The organism is Atlantibacter sp. MEI4A-1023 (assembly GCF_056155425.1).
Genome location: NZ_CM149568.1, coordinates 1,232,146 through 1,256,015 on the forward strand (window position 1 = coordinate 1,232,146; position 23,870 = coordinate 1,256,015).

General features: G+C 54.1%; 24 protein-coding genes and 1 tRNA gene. 8 read left to right on the plus strand and 17 right to left on the minus strand.

Annotated elements, in window-relative coordinates; genetic code table 11:
• Positions 1 to 9: 9 nt before the first annotated feature.
• Positions 10 to 639, minus strand: a complete 630-nt coding sequence (gene tesA / locus ACVV26_RS05940) for a multifunctional acyl-CoA thioesterase I/protease I/lysophospholipase L1 (RefSeq protein ID WP_312980210.1) — start codon at positions 637 to 639, stop codon at positions 10 to 12.
• Between tesA and ybbA the strand changes: the two genes are divergently transcribed.
• The gene (ybbA, locus tag ACVV26_RS05945) at positions 607 to 1,293 is read left to right on the plus strand and encodes a putative ABC transporter ATP-binding protein YbbA (protein ID WP_474800401.1); all 687 of its coding nucleotides are present in this window, start codon (positions 607 to 609) and stop codon (positions 1,291 to 1,293) included. The genes tesA and ybbA overlap by 33 nt on opposite strands.
• Positions 1,290 to 3,707 carry a putative ABC transporter permease subunit YbbP gene (ybbP, locus tag ACVV26_RS05950; protein ID WP_474800402.1) on the plus strand — a complete coding sequence of 806 codons (2,418 nt, stop codon included), beginning with the start codon at positions 1,290 to 1,292 and terminating at the stop codon, positions 3,705 to 3,707. The genes ybbA and ybbP overlap by 4 nt, the downstream gene beginning before the upstream one ends.
• Here the strand turns inward: ybbP and mnmH are convergent.
• The 3 genes from mnmH to purE all read right to left on the minus strand — a co-directional run bounded on the left by mnmH (position 3,694) and on the right by purE (position 6,536).
• Positions 3,694 to 4,833 carry a tRNA 2-selenouridine(34) synthase MnmH gene (mnmH, locus tag ACVV26_RS05955; RefSeq protein WP_474800404.1) on the minus strand — a complete coding sequence of 380 codons (1,140 nt, stop codon included), beginning with the start codon at positions 4,831 to 4,833 and terminating at the stop codon, positions 3,694 to 3,696. The genes ybbP and mnmH overlap by 14 nt on opposite strands.
• A 129-nt stretch (positions 4,834 to 4,962) precedes the next feature.
• Positions 4,963 to 6,030 carry a 5-(carboxyamino)imidazole ribonucleotide synthase gene (gene purK / locus ACVV26_RS05960; protein WP_474800405.1) on the minus strand — a complete coding sequence of 356 codons (1,068 nt, stop codon included), beginning with the start codon at positions 6,028 to 6,030 and terminating at the stop codon, positions 4,963 to 4,965.
• Positions 6,027 to 6,536, minus strand: coding sequence for a 5-(carboxyamino)imidazole ribonucleotide mutase (purE, locus tag ACVV26_RS05965; protein ID WP_312980201.1), 510 nt, complete (start codon positions 6,534 to 6,536; stop codon positions 6,027 to 6,029). The genes purK and purE overlap by 4 nt, the downstream gene beginning before the upstream one ends.
• 340 nt (positions 6,537 to 6,876) lie before the next feature.
• On the opposite strand from purE, the gene ACVV26_RS05970 reads away from it, so the two are divergent.
• Positions 6,877 to 8,853, plus strand: coding sequence for an alkyl/aryl-sulfatase (locus ACVV26_RS05970; protein WP_474800406.1), 1,977 nt, complete (start codon positions 6,877 to 6,879; stop codon positions 8,851 to 8,853).
• A 227-nt stretch (positions 8,854 to 9,080) separates the two neighbouring features.
• Here the strand turns inward: ACVV26_RS05970 and yahO are convergent, their stop codons facing one another.
• The 3 genes from yahO to ppiB form a co-directional block, all read right to left on the minus strand.
• The gene (yahO, locus tag ACVV26_RS05975) at positions 9,081 to 9,356 is read right to left on the minus strand and encodes a DUF1471 family periplasmic protein YahO (RefSeq protein WP_312980195.1); all 276 of its coding nucleotides are present in this window, start codon (positions 9,354 to 9,356) and stop codon (positions 9,081 to 9,083) included.
• Positions 9,357 to 9,515: 159 nt separating this feature from the next.
• A complete protein-coding gene (gene lpxH, locus ACVV26_RS05980; RefSeq protein WP_474800408.1) occupies positions 9,516 to 10,238 on the minus strand; it encodes a UDP-2,3-diacylglucosamine diphosphatase in 723 nt (240 codons plus the stop codon).
• Positions 10,239 to 10,241: 3 nt separating this feature from the next.
• Positions 10,242 to 10,736, minus strand: a complete 495-nt coding sequence (gene ppiB, locus ACVV26_RS05985; RefSeq protein ID WP_474800410.1) for a peptidylprolyl isomerase B — start codon at positions 10,734 to 10,736, stop codon at positions 10,242 to 10,244.
• Between the two features lie 177 nt (positions 10,737 to 10,913).
• Between ppiB and cysS the strand changes: the two genes are divergently transcribed.
• Positions 10,914 to 12,299: a cysteine--tRNA ligase gene (gene cysS / locus ACVV26_RS05990; RefSeq protein ID WP_474800412.1), complete on the plus strand. Its 1,386-nt coding sequence runs from the start codon at positions 10,914 to 10,916 to the stop codon at positions 12,297 to 12,299.
• A 44-nt stretch (positions 12,300 to 12,343) separates the two neighbouring features.
• On the opposite strand, the gene ACVV26_RS05995 is transcribed toward cysS, so the two are convergent.
• Positions 12,344 to 12,868, minus strand: a complete 525-nt coding sequence (locus tag ACVV26_RS05995) for a metal-dependent hydrolase (RefSeq protein WP_474800414.1) — start codon at positions 12,866 to 12,868, stop codon at positions 12,344 to 12,346.
• Positions 12,869 to 13,132: 264 nt separating this feature from the next.
• Here ACVV26_RS05995 and budC point away from each other — a divergent pair, with 264 nt between their 5' ends.
• On the plus strand, positions 13,133 to 13,897 hold the full coding sequence (gene budC, locus ACVV26_RS06000) for a meso-2,3-butanediol dehydrogenase (protein ID WP_474800416.1): 765 nt from the start codon (positions 13,133 to 13,135) through the stop codon (positions 13,895 to 13,897).
• A gap of 4 nt (positions 13,898 to 13,901) precedes the next feature.
• Here budC and ACVV26_RS06005 read toward each other — a convergent pair whose 3' ends face one another.
• Together ACVV26_RS06005 and ACVV26_RS06010 are read right to left on the minus strand one after the other, a co-directional pair.
• A complete protein-coding gene (locus tag ACVV26_RS06005) occupies positions 13,902 to 14,915 on the minus strand; it encodes a substrate-binding domain-containing protein (protein WP_474800418.1) in 1,014 nt (337 codons plus the stop codon).
• Between the two features lie 81 nt (positions 14,916 to 14,996).
• Positions 14,997 to 16,496: a PTS transporter subunit EIIC gene (locus tag ACVV26_RS06010; protein ID WP_312980179.1), complete on the minus strand. Its 1,500-nt coding sequence runs from the start codon at positions 16,494 to 16,496 to the stop codon at positions 14,997 to 14,999.
• Positions 16,497 to 16,944: 448 nt separating this feature from the next.
• Here ACVV26_RS06010 and ACVV26_RS06015 point away from each other — a divergent pair, with 448 nt between their 5' ends.
• Together ACVV26_RS06015 and ACVV26_RS06020 are read left to right on the plus strand one after the other, a co-directional pair.
• Positions 16,945 to 17,445, plus strand: a complete 501-nt coding sequence (locus tag ACVV26_RS06015) for a YuaE family lipoprotein (protein ID WP_474800420.1) — start codon at positions 16,945 to 16,947, stop codon at positions 17,443 to 17,445.
• 154 nt (positions 17,446 to 17,599) lie between these two features.
• Positions 17,600 to 19,297 (plus strand): FKBP-type peptidyl-prolyl cis-trans isomerase, encoded by a 1,698-nt coding sequence (locus ACVV26_RS06020; protein WP_474800422.1) that lies wholly within the window; start codon positions 17,600 to 17,602, stop codon positions 19,295 to 19,297.
• A gap of 40 nt (positions 19,298 to 19,337) precedes the next feature.
• Here ACVV26_RS06020 and ybcJ read toward each other — a convergent pair whose 3' ends face one another.
• Both ybcJ and folD read right to left on the minus strand, forming a co-directional pair.
• Positions 19,338 to 19,550 carry a ribosome-associated protein YbcJ gene (gene ybcJ, locus ACVV26_RS06025; protein WP_474800424.1) on the minus strand — a complete coding sequence of 71 codons (213 nt, stop codon included), beginning with the start codon at positions 19,548 to 19,550 and terminating at the stop codon, positions 19,338 to 19,340.
• 1 nt (position 19,551) lies between these two features.
• The gene (gene folD / locus ACVV26_RS06030; RefSeq protein WP_474800426.1) at positions 19,552 to 20,418 is read right to left on the minus strand and encodes a bifunctional methylenetetrahydrofolate dehydrogenase/methenyltetrahydrofolate cyclohydrolase FolD; all 867 of its coding nucleotides are present in this window, start codon (positions 20,416 to 20,418) and stop codon (positions 19,552 to 19,554) included.
• Positions 20,419 to 20,632: 214 nt separating this feature from the next.
• Here folD and ACVV26_RS06035 point away from each other — a divergent pair.
• Positions 20,633 to 20,709, plus strand: a tRNA-Arg gene (locus ACVV26_RS06035).
• A gap of 15 nt (positions 20,710 to 20,724) precedes the next feature.
• Here the strand turns inward: ACVV26_RS06035 and ACVV26_RS06040 are convergent.
• Genes ACVV26_RS06040 through ACVV26_RS06060 form a run of 5 tightly spaced genes read right to left on the minus strand, consistent with a single transcriptional unit; the run spans position 20,725 to position 23,862 of the window.
• A complete protein-coding gene (locus tag ACVV26_RS06040) occupies positions 20,725 to 21,882 on the minus strand; it encodes an integrase (RefSeq protein WP_474801749.1) in 1,158 nt (385 codons plus the stop codon).
• Positions 21,765 to 22,163: a helix-turn-helix domain-containing protein gene (locus tag ACVV26_RS06045; RefSeq protein ID WP_474800428.1), complete on the minus strand. Its 399-nt coding sequence runs from the start codon at positions 22,161 to 22,163 to the stop codon at positions 21,765 to 21,767. Before ACVV26_RS06045 ends, ACVV26_RS06040 begins: the two co-directional genes overlap by 118 nt.
• On the minus strand, positions 22,145 to 22,492 hold the full coding sequence (locus tag ACVV26_RS06050) for a DUF7694 domain-containing protein (RefSeq protein WP_474800430.1): 348 nt from the start codon (positions 22,490 to 22,492) through the stop codon (positions 22,145 to 22,147). Before ACVV26_RS06050 ends, ACVV26_RS06045 begins: the two co-directional genes overlap by 19 nt.
• Positions 22,489 to 22,749, minus strand: a complete 261-nt coding sequence (locus ACVV26_RS06055; RefSeq protein WP_474800432.1) for a DUF4060 family protein — start codon at positions 22,747 to 22,749, stop codon at positions 22,489 to 22,491. The genes ACVV26_RS06050 and ACVV26_RS06055 overlap by 4 nt, the downstream gene beginning before the upstream one ends.
• Before the next feature lie 33 nt (positions 22,750 to 22,782).
• Positions 22,783 to 23,862, minus strand: a complete 1,080-nt coding sequence (locus ACVV26_RS06060; RefSeq protein ID WP_474800434.1) for a RecT family recombinase — start codon at positions 23,860 to 23,862, stop codon at positions 22,783 to 22,785.
• Between the last annotated feature and the right edge of the window lie 8 nt (positions 23,863 to 23,870).

Here is a 23,870-nt window from a genome sequence, read left to right on the forward strand (position 1 = left end):
CCCGATGGGTTATGAGTCGTGTTTAACTAAAGGAGCCAGTCGCGTTTCCATCCAGTCCGCGATAAACGGCTGTGCGTCACGATTGGGGTGAATACCGTCGTCCTGCATCCATTGCGGTTTGAGATACACCTCCTCCATAAAAAATGGCAGGAGCGGAATAGCAAATTCTTTGGCAAGGTCAGGGTAGATGGCGCTAAACGCCTCATTGTAGCGGCGTCCGTAATTAGCGGGCAGGCGAATCTGCATAATCAGCGGTTCGGCATTCGCCGCCTTCACCTGAGTGATGATCTGGCGCAGCGTGGAGGCGATGGCGTTCGGCTGGAAGCCGCGCAAACCGTCGTTACCGCCCAGCTCGACCAGCACCCAGCGCGGCTGATGCTGTTTTAACAGCGTTGGCAGGCGTGACAGGCCCTGCGCGGCGGTATCGCCGCTGATGCTGGCGTTAACCACGTTAACATCGCGCGACTGCCACTTGTCGTTCAGCAGCGCGGGCCAGGCGGCGTTGGCAGACATCCGATAGCCGGCGCTCAGGCTATCGCCCAAAATTAATAACGTGTCCGCTGCGGCGGCGCGAAATGTCATTAAAGCCAGTAACAGGAAAGGCCAATGCCAGCGGAAAACATTATTGAAGTTCATCATCTTAAGAAGTCCGTCGGTCAGGGGGAACATCAGCTTTCCATCCTTACCGGAGTTGAGCTGGTTGTCAAACCGGCCCAGACCATCGCCCTGATTGGCGAGTCGGGTTCCGGCAAATCCACCCTGCTGGCGATCCTGGCGGGTCTTGACGATGGCAGCAGCGGCGAAGTGCACCTGTTGGGCCAGCCGCTGCACAGTATGGACGAAGAAGCACGCGCCCGGCTACGGGCCAGCCAGGTTGGGTTTGTGTTCCAGTCGTTTATGTTAATCCCCACGCTGAACGCGCTGGAAAACGTGGAGCTTCCGGCGCTGCTGCGCGGCGAAAATGACAAAACCGGGCGCGAGCAGGCTAAAGCGCTGCTTGAGCAGCTTGGCCTCGGCAAGCGTCTTGACCATCTTCCGGCGCAGCTTTCCGGCGGCGAGCAGCAGCGCGTGGCGCTGGCCCGCGCCTTTAACGGCCGCCCAACGGTGCTATTCGCTGATGAACCCACCGGCAACCTCGATAGGCATACCGGCGACCGTATCGCCGATTTGCTGTTTTCCCTGAATCGCGATTACGCCACCACCCTGATTCTGGTCACTCACGATGAACAGCTGGCGGCGCGCTGCGACCGGCGCTTGCGGCTGCGTGAAGGCCTGCTCGTGGAGGAAGCATGATTGCGCGTTGGTTCTGGCGGGAGTGGCGCTCGCCGTCACTGTTGATTGTCTGGATGGCGCTGAGCCTGGCGGTGGCCTGCGTGCTGGCGCTCGGCAATATCAGCGACCGGATGGAAAAAGGGTTGAGCCAGCAAAGCCGGGAATTTATGGCCGGGGATCGCGCGTTGCGCAGCGCCCGCGCGGTCGATCCCGCCTGGCTTGCCGAAGCTGAGAAAGACGGGCTGCGGGTCAGCCGGCAGCTCAGTTTTGCCACCATGACCTTTGCGGGCGATACGCCTCAACTGGCGGATGTGAAAGCGGTGGACGGCCTTTACCCGATGTATGGCTCGCTGCAAACCGAGCCGCCGGGCTTAAAGCCTGAGCCGGGCAGCGTGCTGCTGGCTCCGCGCTTAATGGCGTTGCTGAATCTGAAACCCGGCGACATGCTCGATGTTGGGGATGCCACCTTTAAAATCGCCGGAACGGTGACGCAGGAGCCGGACAGCGGGTTTAACCCGTTCCAGATGGCGCCGCGCCTGATGATGAACCTGGCAGACGTGGAGAAAACCGGCGCGGTTCAGCCGGGCAGCCGCATCACCTGGCGCTATAAATTTGCCGGTCAGCCTGCCCAGATTGAGCAATACGAAGCCTGGCTGTTGCCGAAGCTCAAGCCGGAACATCGCTGGACCGGCATGGAGCAAGACGACGGCGCGTTGGGCAAATCGCTACAGCGCTCCCAGCAGTTTTTACTGCTCTCGGCACTGCTGACGCTGCTGCTGGCGGTGGGCGCGGTAGCGGTGGCAATGAGCCACTACTGCCGTAGCCGCTACGATCTGGTGGCGATCCTCAAAACTCTCGGGGCAGGGCGGGCGCAGTTGCGTAAGCTGATTATCGGCCAGTGGCTGATGGTGCTGGCGCTCAGCGCGATTACGGGCGGCGTGGTAGGGCTGGCGTTTGAAAAAGTGCTGATGCACCTGCTCAAGCCAGTATTGCCAGCAGGACTCCCGGCCGCCAGCCTGTGGCCGTGGCTATGGGCGGTGGGCGCAATGGGGGTGATCTCGCTGCTGGTGGGATTACGGCCTTATCGGCTGCTTCTGGCGACCCAGCCGCTGCGCGTTCTGCGCCGCGATGTGGTCGCCAACGTCTGGCCGCTGAAATATTACCTGCCCGCCATTGTCAGCGTGGTTGTGGCGCTGCTGGCCTGGCTGATGGGCGGCAAAATGCTGCTGTGGGCCGTGCTGGCGGGAACGGTGGTGATGGCGGCGATCTGTGCGCTGGTAGGCTGGGGATTATTGCAGATCCTAAAACGCCTGACGTTGCGCCAGTTGCCGGTTCGCCTGGCGGTGAACCGCCTGCTGCGCCAGCCCTGGGCAACGCTGAGCCAACTGGCGGCGTTCTCCCTGTCGTTTATGCTACTGGCCCTGCTGCTGGTGCTGCGTGGCGATCTGCTGGACCGGTGGCAACAGCAACTGCCGCCGGAAAGCCCGAACTACTTCCTGATCAACATCGCGCCGGAACAGGTCAGTGAAGTAAAAGGCTTTCTGGCGGAGCATCAGATTATCCCGGAGTCGTTCTACCCCATCGTGCGGGCGCGGTTAACCCAGATTAAAGGCGTTCCGACGGTCAGCAGCCAGGATGAGTCCCTCAACCGCGAGCTCAATCTCACCTGGCAGGATCGGCGTCCTTCCCACAATCCGATTGCTGCAGGAAGCTGGCCGCCTAAAGTGGGTGAAGTGTCTATGGAAGAGGAACTGGCGAAGCGGCTAAACGTGAAGCTCGGGGATACGCTGACCTTTACCGGCGATACCCAGGACTTCAGCGCCAAAGTGACCAGCCTGCGCCACGTGGACTGGGAAAGCCTGCGCCCGAACTTTTTCTTTATCTTTCCGCCCGGCGCGCTGGACGGGCAGCCGCAAAGCTGGCTGACCAGTTTCCGCGCCAACGGGGATACCGGGATGATCGCCCAGCTTAACCGCGAATTCCCGACGGTCAGCCTGCTGGATATCGGCGCGATTTTGCGCCAGGTCGGCCAGGTGCTGGAACAGGTAAGTCGGGCGCTGGAAGTGATGGTCGTGCTGGTGACCGCCTGCGGCATCCTGTTGCTGTTGGCGCAGGTGCAGGTGGGGATGCGTCAGCGCCATCAGGAGCTGGTGGTTTACCGTACGCTGGGCGCGGAAAAACGCCTGTTGCGCGCTACGCTGTGGTGTGAGTTCGCCATGCTGGGGCTGGTGTCCGGTTTAGTCGCGGCGATTGGCGCAGAAACCGCGCTGGGCTTCCTGCAAACTCGGGTGTTTGACTTCCCGTGGGAGCCGGACTGGCGCTTGTGGGTGGTGCTGCCGGTGTGCGGTGCGCTGCTGCTTTCCGCCTGCGGCGGCTGGCTGGGCGTGCGCCTGTTGAAGGGCAAGGCGCTGTTCCGCCAGTTTACCGCGCAGTAATTCCGCCGCTGCGCCGGTCGTTAAGCCAGGCCGCCACGCTGTGATAATCGCCGCGAAAGCAAATTTTCGCGGCTTTTTTCTCCAGTTGATAGCGGTACATCGGATCGTAATAGTTTTCCAGCAGCGGCAGCAGCCAGGCGAAATGCCCGTCGGTCTCGCCGCTGCGCTGTTGTTCCTCAAACGCAATGCGCTGGCGTTCTGCCAGCAGTGTGTAGCGTTCCAGCCCAAGCCGACGGCGGATGGCGTACAGGCCGTGATGCAGATACTCGCTATAGGCCTGCCAGCCCTGTTCTTCACCATAAGCCGTGCAAAACGCCTGCTGCATGTCGATAAAATATTCGCTGCACAACCGCGCCAGGCGGTGCGCCATCGGCTCCTCCACCACGGCAATTGGCGCGTTGTTCATCTGTTCACGCAGCGTGTGCGGCAGATGGTTTGAGCCAATCATTTGTCCTTCATCTTCCAGCAACCAGAAGGCGTAGTGATGATGCTGCCAGGTTATTTGCTTGCGTAATAGCGTTGCGGCCAGCGCGTTCTCAAAGCTGGCCTGGGAAAGCTGCGGGGAGAGGGTGCGGCCAAAGGACGATCCTCGATGGTGCGCCAGGCCTTCCAGGTCTACGCCCAGCGGTTGCTCGTTGACCAGCTGCGTTTTACCGCTGCCAGTGAAGCCGCCGACCAGCACCATCGGCAGCGACGACAGATTATCTATTGCCTCAATCGCTGCCTGTCGGAGCTGTTTATAACCGCCTTCCACCCGTGGATACTCCACACCCGCTTCACGCAGCCACTGCTGAGTGATTTGGCTGCGCAGCCCGCCGCGCGCGCAGCACAAATAGCCGTTCGGATAACGTAAACAGGTTTCCCGCCAGGCGTCAATCCGCGCGGCGCGTGTATCGCCAGCCACTAACTGATGGCCTAATTCCAGCGCCGCCCGCTGGCCCTGCTGCTTATAGCAGGTGCCCACTGCCGCACGTTCGTGGTCATTCATCAGGGGAAGATTAATGGCGGCAGGCAGTGCGCCCTGGGCAAATTCCACCGGCGCGCGGACGTCAATGATGGGAATGCTGTGGGCCAGCAGCGTGCGCCAGTCTCGGGTATCAGGACGGATAGTTACAACATACTTCATGACGGAGCCTATTCGGTGCGAAGACTCTGGCATTGTACCCCTGGGACCACAAGGTGAGTAAGCGCTACATGCGGCTGAAAAAGACTGGGCGTCATAAGACGCCCTGGATTCGGAATAAACAGCGGAGGTTTAACGCAGTTTCACCTGCGCCCAGGCGATACCGCTGGCGTATTCCGGTGGCAGCAGCGGGACCAGCGCTTCCAGCGACGCGTCCAGCCTGCCGGTATCGGTATCCGATAAATTCAGATGGCCGACTTTACGCCCCGGTCGCACTTCTTTGTCATACCAGTGCAGATGCACCAGCGGCAATTGCAGCCAGGCGTCATTCAGATTGCTGCCGATCAGGTTCACCATCACCGACGTGCTGTTGATCACCGGCTGCGGTAGCGGCAGGTTAAGGATCGCCCGCAGGTGCAGTTCGAACTGGCTGATGGACGCGCCGTTCTGCGTCCAGTGGCCGCTGTTGTGTACGCGTGGCGCCAGTTCGTTGATCAGCAATCCGCCCGGCGTAATAAAGCACTCCATCGCCATCACGCCGACATAACCCAGTTCATGCATGATGGCACCGAGCATCTGTTCAGCCTGCTGTTGTTGCTCGATATTGCTGTGCGGGAACGCCACGCTGGTACGCAGGATGCCGTCCTGATGGAGGTTATGGGTCAGCGGATAGAATACCGTCTCGCCGTTATGACCCCGCGCACCCACTAGCGACACCTCGCCGGAAAAGTTAATACCCTGTTCAACGATGCACTCGCCGTAGCACTCCTGGGGCAACTGCGCGGTCTCATCGGCGCGTAAACGCCACTGGCCGCGCCCGTCATAGCCGCCGGTGCGGCGCTTGACGATCGCCAGTTCCCCAAGGGAGTCGAACACCGCAGGCCATTCGCTTTCGCTGGCAAGCAACTGCCACGGCGCGGTGGGTAAATCGAGTTTATCGAACAGCTGCTTTTGGGTCAGACGGTCAGAGATAATCGGAAATACATCGCGGTTAACGAACGCCGGATGGCGCGCCAGCTCGCGGGTTAACGCGGTTTCCGGCCAGCGTTCAATTTCAGCGGTGATCACGCTTTGTTGAAATGGCACCGCTTCCGGCTCCGCATCCAGACCCACCGGCCAGACCGCAATGCCTAATGGCTCACCGGCCTGGCGCAGCATACGTCCTAACTGGCCGTTGCCCAGCACGCACACCTGTTTCATGCCGCACCCCGCGGGTCCGGGTTATCCAGCACCTCATCCGTTTGGGTTTTACGCCACTCAGCCAGACGCGCCAGCAGTGCATCATCATGCTGGGCGAGGATTTGCGCGGCCAGCAGCGCGGCGTTTGCCGCGCCCGCTTTGCCGATTGCCAGCGTCCCCACCGGAATGCCGCGCGGCATTTGCACGATAGAGTAGAGGCTGTCTACACCGCTCAGCGCCGCGCTTTGCACCGGCACGCCTAATACCGGCACCAGGGTTTTCGCGGCGATCATGCCTGGCAGATGCGCCGCGCCGCCCGCGCCAGCAATAATCACCTGATAACCGTTGTGCTGCGCGGCTTCGGCGAAGCTGAACAGTTTATCGGGCGTGCGGTGGGCGGAGACCACTTCAACGTGGTGCGGAACATCAAGGGCATCAAGAATTTCAGCGGCATGCTGCATGGTGGCCCAGTCGCTTTTAGACCCCATCACAATGGCGATACGCGCCGGATTTTGGCTTAAAGACATGCGTCTTAAAACTCCTGTGAGTGTGCGAAAACAAGGTGCTGTCGTTCAGAAGGGCTCAAAGAATAACATGGAAAAACCGCAAGGAAAACGGTTGCGTCGGCCTGGAGTCGGGGTTTTTCGTGTAGGTATTCCAGGATAGCCCGCTGCTTTTGGTTAAAAAAGATAAGCGTCACGCGCTGGCCTGATTTCAATATATCGTATTTTTTTACTACGCTAGATTAACGCCAACGAAGCGTATTTCTCTTTCATATCTGAAATCCAAATGACATTCCTTTAAACGATCAGCCAGGGCCGCGCTGTTAATTCCAGCAACGTTTGTTTCCACTGAGAGGTTTTAAGAATGAAATTCAATCGGATAGCCGTAAGTCTTGCTCTGGCTGGTTTTCTTGCTTCTTATACGCTTCCCGGGCTCGCCCAGGAGGCGCCAAAAGAAGCGACCGCCTCGACGCAACAGGCAAATAACGCGCTTTTCAATCAACTCCCATTTTCTGATACACAAGATTTCACCGATGCTCACAAAGGATTTATCGCCCCCATTCCCCAGGACGTGATTAAAGGGGAGCAGGGTAACGTTATCTGGAACCCACAGCAGTATTCCTTTATCAAAGAAGGTGATAAAGCGCCGGACTCGGTTAACCCCAGCCTGTGGCGCCAGGCGCAGTTAATCAATATCAGCGGGCTTTTCGAGGTCACCGAAGGGGTTTATCAGATCCGTAATCTCGATCTGTCGAATATGACGATTATCGAAGGGAAAGAGGGGATCACCGTGGTCGATCCGCTGGTATCCGCAGAGACCGCCAAAGTCGGGATGGATCTTTATTATAAAAACCGTGGCAACAAACCGGTAGTGGCAGTGATCTACACCCACAGCCATGTTGACCACTACGGCGGCGTGCGTGGTGTGATTGACGAAGCGGACGTCAAAGCCGGAAAAGTGAAAATCTACGCCCCGGCAGGTTTCATGGAAGAGGCGGTCTCGGAAAACATCATGGCCGGTAATGTGATGAGCCGACGCGCCAGCTATATGTACGGCAACCTGCTGAAGCCAGACGTGAAAGGCCAGATTGGTGCCGGGCTGGGAACCACGACCTCAGCGGGTACGGTGACACTGATTGCACCAACCCATTACATCACTGAAACCGGGCAAAAAGAGGTGATTGACGGGTTAACTTACGATTTCCTGATGGCACCTGGCTCGGAAGCCCCATCAGAAATGCTCTGGTATATCGAAGAGAAAAAACTGATCGAAACGGCAGAAGATGTCACGCATACATTACATAACACTTACTCCTTGCGCGGTGCAAAAATTCGTCAGCCACTTCCCTGGTCTAAATACATCAACGAGGCGCTGAATCTCTGGGGCGATAAAGCGGAAATCATTCTTGCCCAGCACCACTGGCCGACGTGGGGCAACGAGAATGTGGTTAAGTTGCTGAAAAGCCAGCGCGATTTGTATCGTTACATCAACGACCAGACGCTGCGTATGGCCAACCAGGGCCTGACACGCGATGAGATCGCCGCCAACTTTACACTCCCTTCTTCACTGGCGAATACCTGGGCTAACCGGGGTTATTACGGTTCGGTAAGCCATGACGTCAAAGCGACTTACGTGCTCTATCTCGGCTGGTTTGACGGCAACCCGGCCACCCTGGATGAACTGCCGCCGGAAGAGGGGGCGAAAAAATACGTGGAATATATGGGCGGCGCGGACGCGATTTTGCAAAAAGCGAAGCAGGATTTCGACCAGGGGAACTACCGTTGGGTGGCGCAGGTTGTCAGCAAAGTGGTCTTTGCCGATCCTAATAATCAGGACGCCCGTAACCTCGAAGCCGACGCGCTGGAGCAACTGGGCTATCAGGCAGAATCAGGACCGTGGCGTAACTTCTACCTGACAGGCGCGCAGGAACTGCGTAACGGCGTGCAAAAACTGCCAACGCCAAATACTGCCAGCCCGGATACGGTTCGCGCCATGACGCCAGAAATGTTCTTTGATTATCTGGCGGTGCATATCAACGGTGAAAAAGCGGCGGACGCCAAAGCTGTTCTTAACGTCGATTTCGGTGGCGATGGGGGCAAATATAAGGTTGAACTGGAAAATGGCGTACTCAACCATACCGTTAATAGCGAAGACGCCAATGCCGATGCCACGATTACGCTTTCCCGCGATGCGTTATACCGTATCGTGCTGAAGGAGGAAACGTTGAAAGAAGCCACTGATAAAGGCGACGTGAAAATTACCGGTAATGCCGACAAGCTGAATGAACTATTGGGTTATATGGATAATTTTGAGTTCTGGTTCAATATTGTTACGCCGTAATGAGCGTAGGAACGGGCGAAGTTATTCGCCCGTTTTTTCAAGCCGGAAGGGTAACCAGCAATAAAGAGCAGCGGCAGGATGCTTTCTGGATATTAATTAAATCGCCTGCGAATAAATAGCGGAGGGGGTAAAGAGTATCGCGCCTGTAACACAGAAAATAACGGTTTACCGCATTTTACTTCATGTGTAACGCCACTCCGGCTAACCGGAGTGGCGGAAAAAAATGATTATTTTTTCTTATAAATGTTCGCCGTGCCATGAATCTTGTTATCGGTATTGGCGGAGGTGATTACTACCACATCTGCACCTTTTTCTTCTGCTTTATCAAGAAGTTCTTTCTTGGCATCAGAAGCGGAGAGTTCCCCGGAGGTAGAGATGCTGCCAATTTTTTCATACTGAGATTCCACTTTCTGGAAATCATTTTTTTCCATTAACTCAGCAGCAAAAGCGTTGGAAGCAAACAGAACGGCGGAGCCCAGCAGAATAGCTGTCATCTTTTTCATAAATGAATTCCTTGCAGAATTGATAGGCTATCAACAGTAAACCCGCCTCTATAAACGGGTATTAATAGCATGGTAGACAACCCACAAAAAAACCATCTTCTTACGTATTACTTTTTATCGCTGTTTATTCTGCATAAAGGCTGCAACGTTATATGCCCGTCAATACGGGAAAAACAGCAACCCGATATCGGTATCGCTGACTTTTATCATCGAACCTTCACGATGCCATGCGCCGAGCACATAACGGCGGGCTGGGTGATGCCCGATAACGAGATCGTGGATCGCCGGGCGATGCGTATGTCCGTGGATCAGGTGTTGAACCTGATGGCGGGCCATGACATCGATAACGGCCTGCGGATTGACGTCCATTATCGTTTCGGATTTGGTTTGATTGGACGCTTTGCTGCCGGCGCGCATTTTGGCAGCAATACGCTGGCGAATAAACAGCGGCAGGGCAAGAAACAGCTTTTGCAGCCAGGGCTGATGCACTTTGGCGCGAAACCGCAGATAACCGATATCGTCAGTACACAGCGTGTCGCCGTGCATAATCAGAATACGTTTGCCGTAGAGTGTGAGCACTTGCTCTTCAGGCAGCAGGATCATGCCGCTCTGGCGCGCAAAACGCTGGCCGATCAGAAAATCACGATTACCGTGGATGAAGTAGCACGGCACACCGCTGTTCACCAATGCATGGATAGCGTCAGCGATTTGAGTATGTAAGGGGTTAGGATCGTCATCGCCGATCCAGGCTTCAAACAGATCGCCAAGAATATACAGTGCGTCCGCTGCGCGCGCTTCGCCCGCCAACAAACGCAGAAAACCGGCGGTAATCGCCGGTTCTTCGGTACTTAAATGGAGATCTGCGATAAACAGCGTCGCCACAGATTACTCGCTGACGGTCACGCGCTCGATGATAACGTCTTCTTTTGGAACGTCCTGATGCATGCCGCTGCGGCCAGTGGCTACCGCTTTGATTTTGTCGACCACATCCATGCCTTCAGACACTTCAGCAAACACGCAGTAACCCCAACCTTGCAGGCTTTCGCCGCTGAAGTTCAGGAAGTCGTTATCCACGACGTTAATAAAGAACTGTGCGGTCGCGGAGTGCGGAGCCTGAGTACGCGCCATAGCGAGGGTGCCACGGGTGTTTTTCAGGCCGTTGTTGGCTTCGTTCTGAATAGGATCTTTCGTTGTTTTCTGGTGCATGCCCGGTTCAAAACCGCCGCCCTGTACCATAAAACCGTTGATTACACGGTGAAAAATGGTGTTGTCGTAGAAACCTTCGCGGCAATAGTCCAGGAAGTTTTTAACCGTTGCCGGGGCTTTATCATCAAAAGTTTTGATGACGATATCGCCGTGATTGGTATGAAAAGTAACCATGCTTGCATCCTGTTCTGTTTAATGGGTGCTGTAACCTGCTGTTCAGGCCACACCGAGGAGGTTGTTATAGCATAACTCACCGTGAACGATCACCTTGCAAAGTGTGCTGCCTGAAGTTTGAATACAAGGTAATATAAAGCGTTTTACTTTATCCACACACTGACACGGAATCGCCTGATGTTAAAAATCTTCAATACCCTTAGCCGCCAAAAAGAGGAATTTAAACCAATACATGCCGGGGAAGTCGGGATGTACGTGTGTGGTATCACGGTTTACGACCTCTGTCATATTGGCCATGGGCGTACTTTTGTGGCATTTGACGTCGTGGCACGCTACCTACGTTTCTTAGGTTATAAGCTGAAATACGTGCGGAACATCACCGATATTGATGACAAAATCATCAAGCGCGCCAACGAGAACGGCGAAAGCTTTACCGCGCTGGTGGACCGCATGATTGTTGAAATGCATAAGGATTTCGACGCGCTGAATATTTTGCGCCCGGATAACGAGCCGCGCGCGACCCAACATATTCACGAAATCATCGAAATTGTTGAACGACTGATTACCCGGGATCACGCTTATGTGGCGACCAACGGCGATGTGATGTTCGCGGTAGACACCGATGCGGATTACGGCCTGCTGTCGCGCCAGGATCTGGATCAGCTCCAGGCGGGCGCGCGCGTTGAAGTGGCGGACGTGAAACGCAACCCGATGGATTTTGTACTGTGGAAAATGTCCAAGCCGGGCGAACCGAGCTGGCCGTCCCCGTGGGGCGAAGGGCGTCCGGGCTGGCATATCGAATGTTCCGCCATGAACTGCAAACAGCTGGGCAGCCATTTTGATATTCATGGCGGTGGTTCCGATTTGATGTTCCCGCATCATGAAAACGAAATCGCACAATCCACCTGCGCCCACGATGGCGAATACGTGAATTACTGGATGCACTCCGGCATGGTGATGGTCGACCGCGAAAAGATGTCCAAATCGCTGGGCAACTTCTTTACCGTGCGCGATGTGCTGAAATTCTACGATCCGGAAACCATCCGCTACTTCCTGATGTCCGGACATTACCGCAGCCAGTTGAACTACAGCGAAGAGAACCTCAAGCAGGCGCGTTCTGCCCTGGAGCGCCTGTATACCGCGCTGCGCGGCACCGACGTCAACGCCCAGGCGGCAGGTGGCGAAGCGTTTGAAGCGCGTTTCGTAGAAGCGATGGATGACGACTTCAACACGCCGGAAGCCTATTCGGTGTTGTTTGATATGGCGCGTGAAGTTAACCGCCTGAAATCCGTTGATGCGACAGCGGCCAATCAGATGGCGGCGCATTTGCGTAAGCTTTCTGGCGTACTGGGCCTGCTGGAGCAGGATCCCGAGCAGTTCCTGCAAAGCGGCGCGCAGGCGGATGACGGCGAAGTGGCAGAAATTGAAACGCTGATCCAACAGCGTCTTGATGCGCGTAAAGCCAAAGACTGGGCGGCGGCGGACGCAGCCCGCGACCGGTTGAACGAGATGGGCATCGTGCTGGAAGATGGTCCGCAGGGCACCACCTGGCGTAGAAAGTAACCTGTAAAAAAAGCGGCGTAAGCCGCTTTTTTTATGCCCGCGATTTAGCGGCGGCGTAATCGCCAGAGGATTAACGCCAGCAGTATACCCGGCAGCCACACCCACAGCAGTTCAGAGACGATCACCTGGTGCCCGCGCGGCGTCAGGTATTTTTCCAGCGCCAGCGGCGCGACTTTAATGACCTGCCAGGGCGCGAAAAAGCGTTCATCTGACCACGGCCACAGCCAGCCCACGCCTTTCCCGCCGGTGGTCACGGAATCCAGCAGGCTGTGTGACAGTAGCGATACCGTTAAAAACAGCCAACAGCGCCCCAGCCCGGCCTGAAACCATCGCCGGGCAATCAGTACGCACAGCAGCGGCACCACGAATGCGAACAGCAGCGAGTGGGTAAAGCCGCGGTGACCAAACATATTTCCATAATTGACTCCCAGATAAAAAGAGAGAACATCTGCATCGGGCAGCATAGCGAGCGCGACGCCGGTGAATAACAGACGGCGCGGAATGGTTTTGCTGCCCAGACCGAGCCCGAGGCACAGCGGTACGGCAGCATGAGTCACAATGGTGGGCATACAAACTTCCGGTGTGAGGGATTGCGGCAAACTATAGCCCAACGGCAAACGGGCGCGAGCAGGGGATTTTCTGAAACGCACGCGCGGCGAACGATTAATCACACCTTCCAGACAGTACGTTTGATCACAATTTTAAACTTTTTTATCTTCATTAAAATCATATGGTTAGTTGCCAATTCTGCTTACAGGCTTGCGATGTACCCACAGACTGCCAGTCTTAAATCAGTCGTTTAACTCAACATCGCAACATAAACAGGAGGTTACATGACACGTTTTCAGCAGAAAGTGGTGGTGATCACGGGTGCAGGTTCCGGCATTGGTGAGGGTACGGCGAAGCGCTTCGCCAGCGAAGGGGCCAGTGTTGTACTGGTAGGCCGCACGCCGGAAAAACTGGAAAAAGTGGCGGCTAAGCTGCCCCAGGGTAAACATCTGGTCGTGCCTTGCGACGTATCGAAAGCGGATGAGGTGCATAACCTCGCGCAACGCGTAGTGGATGAATATGGCCGCGTGGACGTGCTGGTCAATAACGCGGGCGTTATCGTGCAGGGCCGCATTCATGAAATCACGCTGAATGACTGGGAAACGCTAATGGGAACAGACTTGAACGGCGTATTTTACTGCACCCACTATTTCATGCCGGAATTGTTAAAAACCAAAGGCAACGTGGTGAATATCTCTTCCGTATCGGGGCTGGGGGGCGACTGGGGCATGAGCGTGTACAACGCGGCGAAAGGCGCAATCACTAACTTTACCCGCGCGCTGGCGATGGACTACGGCGCCGACGGCGTGCGCATCAACGCCATTTGCCCCGGTTTTACCTTTACTGAACTCACGGAAGAGATGAAGGAAAATGAGCCGCTGCTGCAAAAATTCTACGAACGTATTCCGCTTAAACGCGCCGGGGAGCCAGAGGATATCGCCGATGCCATCGCGTTTATCGCCAGCGACGACGCGCGGTACATTACCGGCGTTAATCTGCCGGTGGACGGCGGGATCACGGCATCGAACGGCCAGCCGCCGCAGGCGTAACGCATCAGGCAGAACCGCGAATAACCAGTTGCCCGGAAAGCGTAATTCGTTGAACCGGCAAGTCGGCGGTTTTTAGCTTACGTACCATCAACTGCGCCGCCTGCCGCCCGGTTTCTTCACTGGCGGAAGAAACATAGGTGAACGACGGCGTAGTCAGATTAATCATCAAGTCTTCAAAACCGATCAGCGACACCTGTTGGGTAAGGAACACATCTTTACCCACGGTGCGCCCCACCTGATTAATGGCGTCAATACAGCCAATTATGGCATTGGGCGAATGGCACAGCAGGGCGGTGATTTTATTATTGCTCTCCAGAAGCTCGCGCACCACGGCGCTGGCGGCCTGGGTATCTTCACGGCAGGCAGGCGTAAAATCCACACGCGGGAATAACCCATATTGAGTCAGCGCGGCCCGGTAGCCAGAAAGCCGTTCATGGCGGATTAAACAGCGCGCATCGCCACCGATATAAGCAATGCTTCGATGTCCACGCTCAATCAGATAGCGCGTTGCGAGACTTCCGGCCTGGCGATTATCGCGCATCACCACGTCTCGCGTGCAGTTAAGCGGCGACTGGGAAACCACCACCATCGGCAACGGGCTTTCGCTAATCGCGGTGGGTACGCTGTCGGTTTTTGATTCCGCGTCTAAATAAATCACGCCCGCTACACCCTGGCGGGTAAACGCCAGCAGGCACTGCTCCAGCTTTTCAATGTTGCCCTGCGGCTGGGCCAACACCACCATAAAACCCTGGAGTTCCAGTTCATGCACAATGCTGGACGTGACGCGAATGGCGAAAGGATCGTTAAAATCGTGAAGAATAAGACCGATGAGATTAGAGGTGTTTGCGCGGAGATTCGCGGCAGCCATGTTATGGACATAGCCCAGTTCATCGATAGCGGCCTGCACCTTTTCGATGGTGGCCTGAGATATTTTCCCTTTCTGGCGTAACACCAATGAGACGGTAGAGACGGAGACTTCCGCCCGCTTTGCCACATCAATAATGCTGACCTTTTTCATCGCTCTCCTGACAAGTCCTTTTCTTTCTGCGGGATAACAACGCCTCCTGTAACATACAGGAGGCGCAGCAGAAAATCGCGATCACTTACCAATCATGGTGGAAATGGTTTGGGCAATAAACTGCGCCCGGGCACCGAAAATCACCTGTACCCCGCTATCACCAACAAAAACCACACCGCGCGCGCCCACGCTGTTTAAGCCATCGCGATCCACCAGCGAAGCTTTATCGACTTCCAGACGTAAACGTGTAATGCACGAGCCTACGCTGTCGATATTCTCAGCGCCGCCCAGCAAATTAATGATATCCGTCGCCAGTTCGGTATCAGTTTTATCATCGGCATTCACTGCGATTTCCGCGCGGCCCGGTGTTTTGACATCAAAGCGACGAATCACGTATCGGAAGGTGAAGTAATAAATCAGCCCCATCGGTACGCCGACGATCACGGCATTCAGGAAGTTGGTTTGATAACCGTTAAATGACGGCAAAATCCCGAATGAAATGTAATCGATAAGCCCAGCCGAGAAAGATTTGGCGATATGCGCGTGGAGTAAGTACATGCACATATAGGAAAGACCCGCCATCACGGCGTTAAACACATACAGTATCGGTGCGACGAAAATAAAGGTGAACTCAACCGGCTCGGTGATCCCGGTTAAGAAGCAGGTTAGCGCCGCAGAGAACAAAATACCGGAGGCGATTTTTTTGTTTTTGGTATTGGCTTCGTGATACATGGCAAGACAAGCGGCTGGCAGCGCGAACAGCATCAGCGGGAATTCACCCTGCATGAACTTGCCTGCGTTGTGGTAAGTATCGCTGCTGAAGCTTTTTACGCCTTCTTCCAGCATCTTGAACCAGATTGTCTGGTCGCCATGGATCACTTGGCCGGTGGCGGTGGTGTAATCGCCAAACGAATACCAGAACGACGGATACCAGATGTGATGCAGGCCCAGCGGGATAAGCGCACGTTCGACCAGACCAAAAATAAAGGTCGATGCCGCCTGGTTATCACCGTTCACGACCAGCGACAGTGCATCAATACCCGCCTGAATATGCTGCCAGACGTAGGGCAGAGCAAGACCGAGCAAAAACGACAACAACGCGGTGGCGATGGCGACAAATCGTTTACCGGAGAAGAAGCCTAAAAACTCCGGCAGTTGCATGGTATGAAAGCGGTTATAGCACCATGCGGCAAGGATACCGCATATCAGGCCGCCGAATACGCCCATCTGGAGGGTGGGAATACCCACCACCATTGCGTATTTCCCGCCGCTGGCCGCCATTTCCGGCGTAATACCCAGTACCGTGCCGATAGTAATGTTGGTAATAAATACCGACACCGCCGCCGACAGCGCCGCGATCCCGGATTCTGACGCCAGCCCAACAGCAGAACCGATGGCAAACAGCATGGGCAGATTGTCAAAGATAACGCCGCCCGCGTTCATCATTAACGGCAAGTGGAATTTGTCACCAAACGCCAGTAACAAACCTGCCGCAGGCAACAGTGAAATAGGCAACATTAACGCGCGGCCTATCATGGACAGCTTTGAAAGCGATTTAACCAACCCTGACATCAGACTCATGCTGATTTCCCCCGAAGTAGACCAGGCTTATGCCCTGTTTTATGTAAGTAGAACGTTATAGTAGAACGTTCTACTTATGATTGTTCAGGTCGCGTCAGGCTCGCAACAGAAATTTAACGCCTGGTCAAAGTAAATTCTTATTTTTTGAACCGTGTCAGAAAACAGGGCAGCGGAACCGAAGAGAGAATCGAGGGATGCACAGGCCTTACCGCGAAAAACGAAACGGGTATGATGAATTAAATGCTACACGGGGATTTAATGATTACACGTAATAAAAATAACAATTAAATATCATTTGAGGTTTATAGGGAGATGGCGTTTATTTATCCTTTTTAGGATTCTTTCGTGTTTGTTTTTATTTCCTTATTTAGGATAATTCACTCCCTATTTTATATTGTGTCCAGGATTAAGGGTGATCAACCCGGGAAATATTCATTGAGGTTATATTGTGGGTTATTTAAATAAATTTAATGCATGGATGATGAGGCTGCTCCTGAGTCTATTTTTTTCAGGGTTGCTAATAACCGGTGGGTGCCATCTTAATGAATCCTCACTGCCTGATACAACGACCGTAAATGTGCAGTCTACCCAGTCGGGAAAAAACGTTTCTACGCCGTTACCTTCTGCGAAGTTAGAATCTCAAACACCCTCTACCGTCAATAACGATCCGTATCAGGAAAGCTCCTCCTCTGACGGCGCGGCGACGGTTTGTCAACGAGAACTGGCAGCATTATCGAAAATCAACCCAGCAAAATACGCAGCTCAAAAGGTTGTTTTTGATAACTTACTTAAAAGCGCATCGGTATATTCCACCGTTCGTAATGATGTAAACCCTGACACCAAAGACATTATGGACACGCTTTATAAATATAAAACGCAAAAAATCTGTAATGATATTGAGCAGGCTATTAATGATTCATTAATAGCGCGGGGAGAGAATGTGAAATGACCCGATCTACGTTGAAAAGCCTTTTTTTTTTATATTGCCAATAACCACAAGCGCCATTGCAGCGCAGGATGCCCAGTCAACCAATAATAGTAAGACACTGGAATCTCTGGATTCAATCACCGCTCAGTCGAGCGGTATTCCTGAATTGTTATTGGTGAAACCAATACTTATGCCGGAGCCAACGGTCATCCATCCAGAGAGGCCCAAAAAGCATAGCCGTTCTGTCGTATCCCCCCCCGCAGAAAGCATAGTTTCCAGTCCAAATCAGGCAACGCAATTAAGATTTCCCTGGGCTAAAGAAAAAGCCGAGCTGGAAGAAAGGCTCGATGTGATACAGAAACAGGCGGCGGATTTGCAGCAGCAATTGAATGAACGTGAGAAAGCGCTACAGGCGCTAAACGCGCGGACCCGAGTAAATGCTGATGCTGAAGAAGAAAAATCTTCCCCTAACCTCCAGTTGCAAAAATCTCTTGAGACAAGTCAAAAACAGACAGCGGATTATCAAAAGCAGCTCGCCGCGTTAACTAGCGAGCAAACAACGAATGCTAAAGTACTGGCCGATTTGCAACAGCAACTGGCGAATCGCGAAAAAGCCTTACAAGGATTAACTGCACAGGTCAAAACCCTGACCGGTACCCAGGACGAAAAAACACAGCAGGCCGTTCAACTCCAGAAAGCGCTCGCGGAAAGTCAGAAGCAGATTGCTGCGTTAACTGGCGATCAGACGGCAAAAGCCAAAGCGCTGAACGATCTGCAACAGCAACTGGCGGATCGTGAAAAAGCCGTACAGGGATTAACCGCCCAGGTCAAAACCCTGACCGGTACCCAGGACGAAAAAACACAGCAGACTGTTCAACTTCAGAAAAGCCTCGCGGAAAGTAAGGCTCAGGTGGCAACCTTCCAACAACAAATCGCCGCTTTGACAGCGGCTACTAAATCCAACAAGACAACGGCGGATGAAGCGCAAAACTCCCTCATTGAGAGCCGCAATAAGGTTGCTACGCTTGAGAAACAACTCGCGGATTTAACGGCTGCCCAGGCGAGTAAAGATAAAACGCTGAATACATTACAGCAAAGCCTGGCGGCAAGTCAGAAAGACAGCGAAGGGCTGAAAGCGAAGTGGCTGGAAGCGGGAAAACAACTCGAGACGCAATCGAAGCAGCTTGCTGAATTACAAAAAGCGAAGCCCGCTGTCCCAATGGAAGCAAAACCCACGACTAAAGATGAAATACGCGATTATGCGCTCGGGGCTTACTGGGCTCATGAAATTCTCAGTATGATCAAAAGTAAAGAAGGTTACGGTTACCGTATTGCGCAGCAACAGGTGCTGAACGGGGTAACAGATGAAATCAATAATCAACTGAAAGTCTCGAAGGACAAGTTGGTTGATGTCCTGAAAGAGCTGGATCAAAACTCAGCCAATAAGGAAAACACTATTTCAACTACCGCGACTTCAGAAGGCAGTAAATACCTTGCGCAGTTCCGTAAGAAAGCGGGTGTTAAACGCGCATCGTTAGGCTATTACTATATGGTCGTAGATAAGGGTGCAGGGAAAATTAAAAACAGCGATACGGTTGCGGTCACAATGCGTGAGAGCCTGACCAATGGCAAAATTATTAACGATATGAGCCAAAAAGGCACTGTGCTGGCCTTACCGTTAAACCAGTTCCCGCCGCTGTTTAAATCAGCGATTGCTCAGGTCAGCAATCACGGTGAACTGCGTATTGTGGTGCCGCCTGAACTGGCTTATGGTGAAAAGGGCAGCATGCCGGAGATCCCACCGAACTCAACCATGATTTATGACATCAAAGTTGTCGATGTGTCGCCTGGCGTTAAAAAGCCTGCGGGTTGAGAATGACGATAAAAGGGCCGATGTTTCGGCCCTTTTTATATTACGCGGTTACGGTAACGCTTTGACCATCAAAACTCACCGTCTGGCCGGCGACAATCTTGCAGCGCTTACGGGTTTCCACCGTACCATCTACCTTTACCAGGCCTTCGCTGATGGCGATTTTGGCCTGGGCGCCGCTTTCGCTCCAGCCTTCTAACTTCAACAGGTCGCACAGCTCGACGTGGGAATGTTTACCGAGAGAAAATGTTGCCATCTTATGCTTCCTCCACGTCGTGGTACTCTTCACAGGCCTGTAGCGTATTCTGAATCAGCGTGGCTACGGTCATCGGCCCCACGCCGCCCGGCACCGGAGTGATGTACGAAGCGCGCGCCGCAGCTTCTTCAAAAATCACATCGCCGACGACTTTGCCGCTTTCGAGGCGGTTAATGCCCACATCAATCACAATCGCGCCTTCTTTAATCCACTCGCCTGGAATAAAGCCGGGTTTACCCACGGCAACGATCAGCAAATCGGCGTTTTCAACATGCTGGCGCAGGTTTTTAGTAAAGCGGTGAGTCACGGTAGTAGTGCAGCCGGATAACAGCAATTCCATGCTCATAGGGCGGCCAACAATATTGGATGCGCCGATCACGACTGCATTTAGCCCGTACAGGTCGATATTATAACGCTCAAGCAGCGTCACAATGCCGCGTGGTGTACAGGGGCGCAGACGCGGCGCACGCTGGCACAGACGGCCTACGTTGTAAGGATGGAACCCATCAACATCTTTATCTGGCGCGATACGCTCCAGCACTTTGACATTGTCGATACCGGCAGGCAGCGGCAATTGCACCAGAATACCGTCAATGGATTTATCGGCGTTTAATTTGTCGATAAGTTCCAGCAGCTCGGCTTCAGAAGTGGTTTCTGGCAGATCGAAAGAGCGGGAAACAAAGCCCACTTCTTCACACGCTTTACGTTTGCTGCCGACATAAATTTGCGAGGCGGGGTTCTGGCCGACCAATACCACCGCAAGCCCGGGCGCACGTTTTCCGGTTTCCAGGCGCGCTTTCACTTTTTGCGCGACTTCAAGCCGTACCTGCTGCGCAATCGTTTTACCGTCAATAATCTTTGCTGCCATCAGAGAGAGGATTCCATCTGTAGTCTAAAAGGAGAGGGGATGTTGATATTTTGTCAGAAGCGCGGCGTGCTGTCAGTCACCAATAGCGGTTTATGCTTAAAAGGCAGGCAGACAGCGGAAAAGCCATTGACTCACAAGGCACTCACCGTATAATTCCACGCGTTTCGCAGCGCCTTGTTTTTTATCACAGGATGCCTGTGTGAATGCCTTCAAGGCGCCCTTAGCTCAGCTGGATAGAGCAACGGCCTTCTAAGCCGTGGGTCGCAGGTTCGAGTCCTGCAGGGCGCGCCATATATTATCAATAGTTTACGCTATTCTAAGTCCAGCCTGATTCTCTCCTTGTGTCGTATTTGTGTCGTTAAGCTCAAAAATGGCGTCAATTTTGCGCGCGTGCTCAGTCAGGTGGTTGGGTGCCAGATGTGCATAACGCTGCACCATCTGAATGCTTTCCCATCCTCCCATTTCCTGCAGCGCCGATAACGGAACGCCTGACTGAACCAGCCAGCTCGCCCAGGTGTGCCGGAGGTCATGAAAACGGAAATCCTCAATGCCCGCTTTCTTGAGTCCTGCATACCAGGCATTATTATCATCGACTCGCATTTTGCGGATCGCTGGCGTCAGGGTGCCGTCCGGGCGATATGCCGCTTTCATGTGCGCGAACACATAGCGGGAGTGTTTCCCAATCTGCTCTCTCAGAACCCTGCATGCGGTATCATTCAGAGCCACGCCGATAGCCTTGCCCGCTTTAGCGTTCTCCGGGTTTACCCATGCAACCTTCCTTTGCATATCCACCTGCTGCCATTCCAGATCGATAATGTTAGAGCGGCGCAGGCCGGTCGCCAGCGCGAATATCACTACTGGTTTGATGCTCACCGGCATGCAGTCGATCAGCCGCGCTGCCTCCTCCCTGGTCAGCCAGCGAATGCGCTTACTTACCGGCTTGCGCGTTTTAATGGTCGGTGCCGACTTTATCCAGTGCCAGTCATTGGCCGCCGCGCGCAACAGGGAGCGGATAAACGACAGGTGCTGGCTTTTGGTGGCAAGGCTGACTGCTTTGGGCGTATACACAGGCGGCTCCTTCCCGAGCCGTTGCGCGCGATCCCTTCTGCTCTCCCAGTTCTGATAATGCTTCCTGTTAGTCATCTTCCCGACTGCGTTATAAATCTCGTCAGCCGTGAGGGTAGAAATATCCCGGCCGGCGAAATGATTCAGGAAAAACTCGATTTTCGTTTTGTCGTCGTCGAGCGATTTTTTGTGCTCCTTTTCCTGTATCCAGCGGATGCAGCATTCCTCGAAAGTGCGCGCCGGCAGATCGCCGATCTGGTCAACGCGCCAGGCTTCCGCCTTTAACTTGTCGTGGAGCTCCTGAGCTTGTTTTTTGTCCCCCGTACCAAGAGAGCGCCTAACTCTCTTTCCTGTCGGCGTAAAGAAATGACAGTGCCAAACTCCGCCTCTGAGGGTGATTGACATAAATCCTCTCCTTTATGATCACCCGCGTTCGCCTTCTTAGTCTCATGCGGGGCAGATAAATACGCAATACAGGCCGCCTCGGTTGTGCGGTATTTGTTGCCAACTTTGCGGCCAGCCAGCTCGCCGGAGTCAATCAGCCGGTAGATAACCCGGGGGGAGACAATCAGCAACTCCGCCGCCTGCTGCGCTGTAATCGGTTTGTCTGATGCCATACTTCTCTCCACTGGCCCCAGCCGGGGCCGTTGATAATTCGTTATCAGCTGTCTCGACGCCATGCAAATGGCAACGGTTCAGGCAAAATCCACAGGTGGCGTATATTCGCCACGTTGACCACGTCGCGCTCGGCCGGGTAAATCTCGACAGCGTCACGATCCCCATATCCAACGGCGTTTTTGATTTCCTGAAGTGCTTCCCAGCTTATGCCGTCTCTCCAGCGTCCAGCTAAACCCAACTCTCTTGTATTAATGGACAGACGGATCACGCCCCCTTCTTCCTGAAATTCTTGCACCAGAAAGCGCGGGTTTATCCAGACGTTGGTCCTGCTGGGATCGTGGAGTTTTTGCGGCCACTGCGCTTTCGGTACCTCTTTAAAACAACAGATCATGGTTTTCCCCTTGAACCCATCACAGTGCTTGCCAGAGCACGTAACCGGCGCGGTTTATCCATCGGTGTCGCGATGTAACTGTGCTGGCAGTTCCTGATCTCGACACGAAGTTTGGTTCCGTCAACCCGGATCATGTAATCCACGCTTTTGCCTGTTATGCCGTAATCTCCAAAACGCTCGTAATGTTCCTGGAGCGCAGCGGCGCACGCCTGCCGGGCGATTGGAGATTGTTTGCTGCCTCTGTTAATTAGTCTCATCGTTAACCGGGAGGGCGAACCCTCCCGCCTCCCTTAGCCGACATACTCAGGTTTCATATCCAGCAGCGTGATGCTGAACTTCTCGTACAGCTCATCGCCCAGGTGGCGTTTTGCCGCCGTCAGGGTTTTCTCAACGGCCAGGAATCGCTGATCTGCATCCGGTTCATCCGGCTGTGGCAGGGAGTTGATCGCCGCTTCGACTTTGTTGCGTGCATCCACCAGGTAGTAGCGCTTCACGGCTTTGTTTTTCAGTTCAGTAAACAGAGCTGTGCCCAGGGTGGCCTTCGCGGATTCAATATCTGCGCGAACCGCTTTCGCTGCGTCAACATCTTCAGCGGCTTCAATGCGGTCACGGAATTCACCGGCCAGGGTATCGATGTTCGATGTGGACTCCTGAACATTGCTGGTGGCTACACTTTCACCCGTAATTTCCTGGACGGTAACGTGCGGCACGGGCTCCGGGTTAATAACCTTCTCCTGGCGTTCTTCCAGTTCGTCCGGCGTGTAAACACCCAGAATGACGTCAGGGCAGTACAGCCGGGACCAACGTTTAACAGCCAGATAAGCAAGTTGCTGGCGGGGATCGTCTGCCCAAAGCGTGGAGTTGCGAACACGCGCCTGAGCCAGTAGGAGGTCAAGTTCTCGCGGTTCGTCTTCACCTTTCAGCCGTGCGCGGATGATAATGCCGATCCCGGTTTCGTCAGCCATCGTCCAGCCCGGTACCCGGTATTCACCTTTCTCGCCTTTTTTGATGTTGAATTTACCTATCACATTTTCCCAGGGGCCATACCATTCATATTCAAAGCGGGTGGCCAGCACGCCGCTGCGCGAGATGACGGCATTAACCAGCTGAGCTTCATAGCCCAGCACGCCGTTAATCAGGTGGGTTTTCTGAGCGACCGCAAAGGGGTTCATCTGCCACTGCGCTGCCTGCATAGCGACGGCCATGCAGTCTGCCGGATTACCCTGAAGGTGACGCGGTACCGTTGCGGAGCCCTGAGCCATCATCTGGGCGAAGGCATTAATTGCGTTAAGGTACTGCGAATCAAAAAGCGCAATGTTGGAGTTAACGACAGCTGTTTGATCAGCGACTGCTACGTTTGAGTTTTGCATCTGTGTTT

What these genes read in the sequence shown, in the direction of transcription:
- ACVV26_RS06055 (WP_474800432.1), bottom strand. Translation starts at nt 22,749, where the DNA reads ATGAGACTAATTAACAGAGGCAGCAAACAATCTCCAATCGCCCGGCAG.
- ybbP (WP_474800402.1), top strand. Translation starts at nt 1,290, where the DNA reads ATGATTGCGCGTTGGTTCTGGCGGGAGTGGCGCTCGCCGTCACTGTTG.
- mnmH (WP_474800404.1), bottom strand. Translation starts at nt 4,833, where the DNA reads ATGAAGTATGTTGTAACTATCCGTCCTGATACCCGAGACTGGCGCACG.
- ACVV26_RS06010 (WP_312980179.1), bottom strand. Translation starts at nt 16,496, where the DNA reads ATGAGTCTGATGTCAGGGTTGGTTAAATCGCTTTCAAAGCTGTCCATG.
- ACVV26_RS05995 (WP_474800414.1), bottom strand. Translation starts at nt 12,868, where the DNA reads ATGCCCACCATTGTGACTCATGCTGCCGTACCGCTGTGCCTCGGGCTC.
- ybbA (WP_474800401.1), top strand. Translation starts at nt 607, where the DNA reads ATGCCAGCGGAAAACATTATTGAAGTTCATCATCTTAAGAAGTCCGTC.
- ACVV26_RS06060 (WP_474800434.1), bottom strand. Translation starts at nt 23,862, where the DNA reads ATGCAAAACTCAAACGTAGCAGTCGCTGATCAAACAGCTGTCGTTAAC.
- ACVV26_RS05970 (WP_474800406.1), top strand. Translation starts at nt 6,877, where the DNA reads ATGAAATTCAATCGGATAGCCGTAAGTCTTGCTCTGGCTGGTTTTCTT.
- ybcJ (WP_474800424.1), bottom strand. Translation starts at nt 19,550, where the DNA reads ATGGCAACATTTTCTCTCGGTAAACATTCCCACGTCGAGCTGTGCGAC.
- folD (WP_474800426.1), bottom strand. Translation starts at nt 20,418, where the DNA reads ATGGCAGCAAAGATTATTGACGGTAAAACGATTGCGCAGCAGGTACGG.
- ACVV26_RS06050 (WP_474800430.1), bottom strand. Translation starts at nt 22,492, where the DNA reads ATGATCTGTTGTTTTAAAGAGGTACCGAAAGCGCAGTGGCCGCAAAAA.
- budC (WP_474800416.1), top strand. Translation starts at nt 13,133, where the DNA reads ATGACACGTTTTCAGCAGAAAGTGGTGGTGATCACGGGTGCAGGTTCC.
- purK (WP_474800405.1), bottom strand. Translation starts at nt 6,030, where the DNA reads ATGAAACAGGTGTGCGTGCTGGGCAACGGCCAGTTAGGACGTATGCTG.
- ppiB (WP_474800410.1), bottom strand. Translation starts at nt 10,736, where the DNA reads ATGGTTACTTTTCATACCAATCACGGCGATATCGTCATCAAAACTTTT.
- yahO (WP_312980195.1), bottom strand. Translation starts at nt 9,356, where the DNA reads ATGAAAAAGATGACAGCTATTCTGCTGGGCTCCGCCGTTCTGTTTGCT.
- purE (WP_312980201.1), bottom strand. Translation starts at nt 6,536, where the DNA reads ATGTCTTTAAGCCAAAATCCGGCGCGTATCGCCATTGTGATGGGGTCT.
- ACVV26_RS06045 (WP_474800428.1), bottom strand. Translation starts at nt 22,163, where the DNA reads ATGGCGTCGAGACAGCTGATAACGAATTATCAACGGCCCCGGCTGGGG.
- tesA (WP_312980210.1), bottom strand. Translation starts at nt 639, where the DNA reads ATGATGAACTTCAATAATGTTTTCCGCTGGCATTGGCCTTTCCTGTTA.
- cysS (WP_474800412.1), top strand. Translation starts at nt 10,914, where the DNA reads ATGTTAAAAATCTTCAATACCCTTAGCCGCCAAAAAGAGGAATTTAAA.
- ACVV26_RS06005 (WP_474800418.1), bottom strand. Translation starts at nt 14,915, where the DNA reads ATGAAAAAGGTCAGCATTATTGATGTGGCAAAGCGGGCGGAAGTCTCC.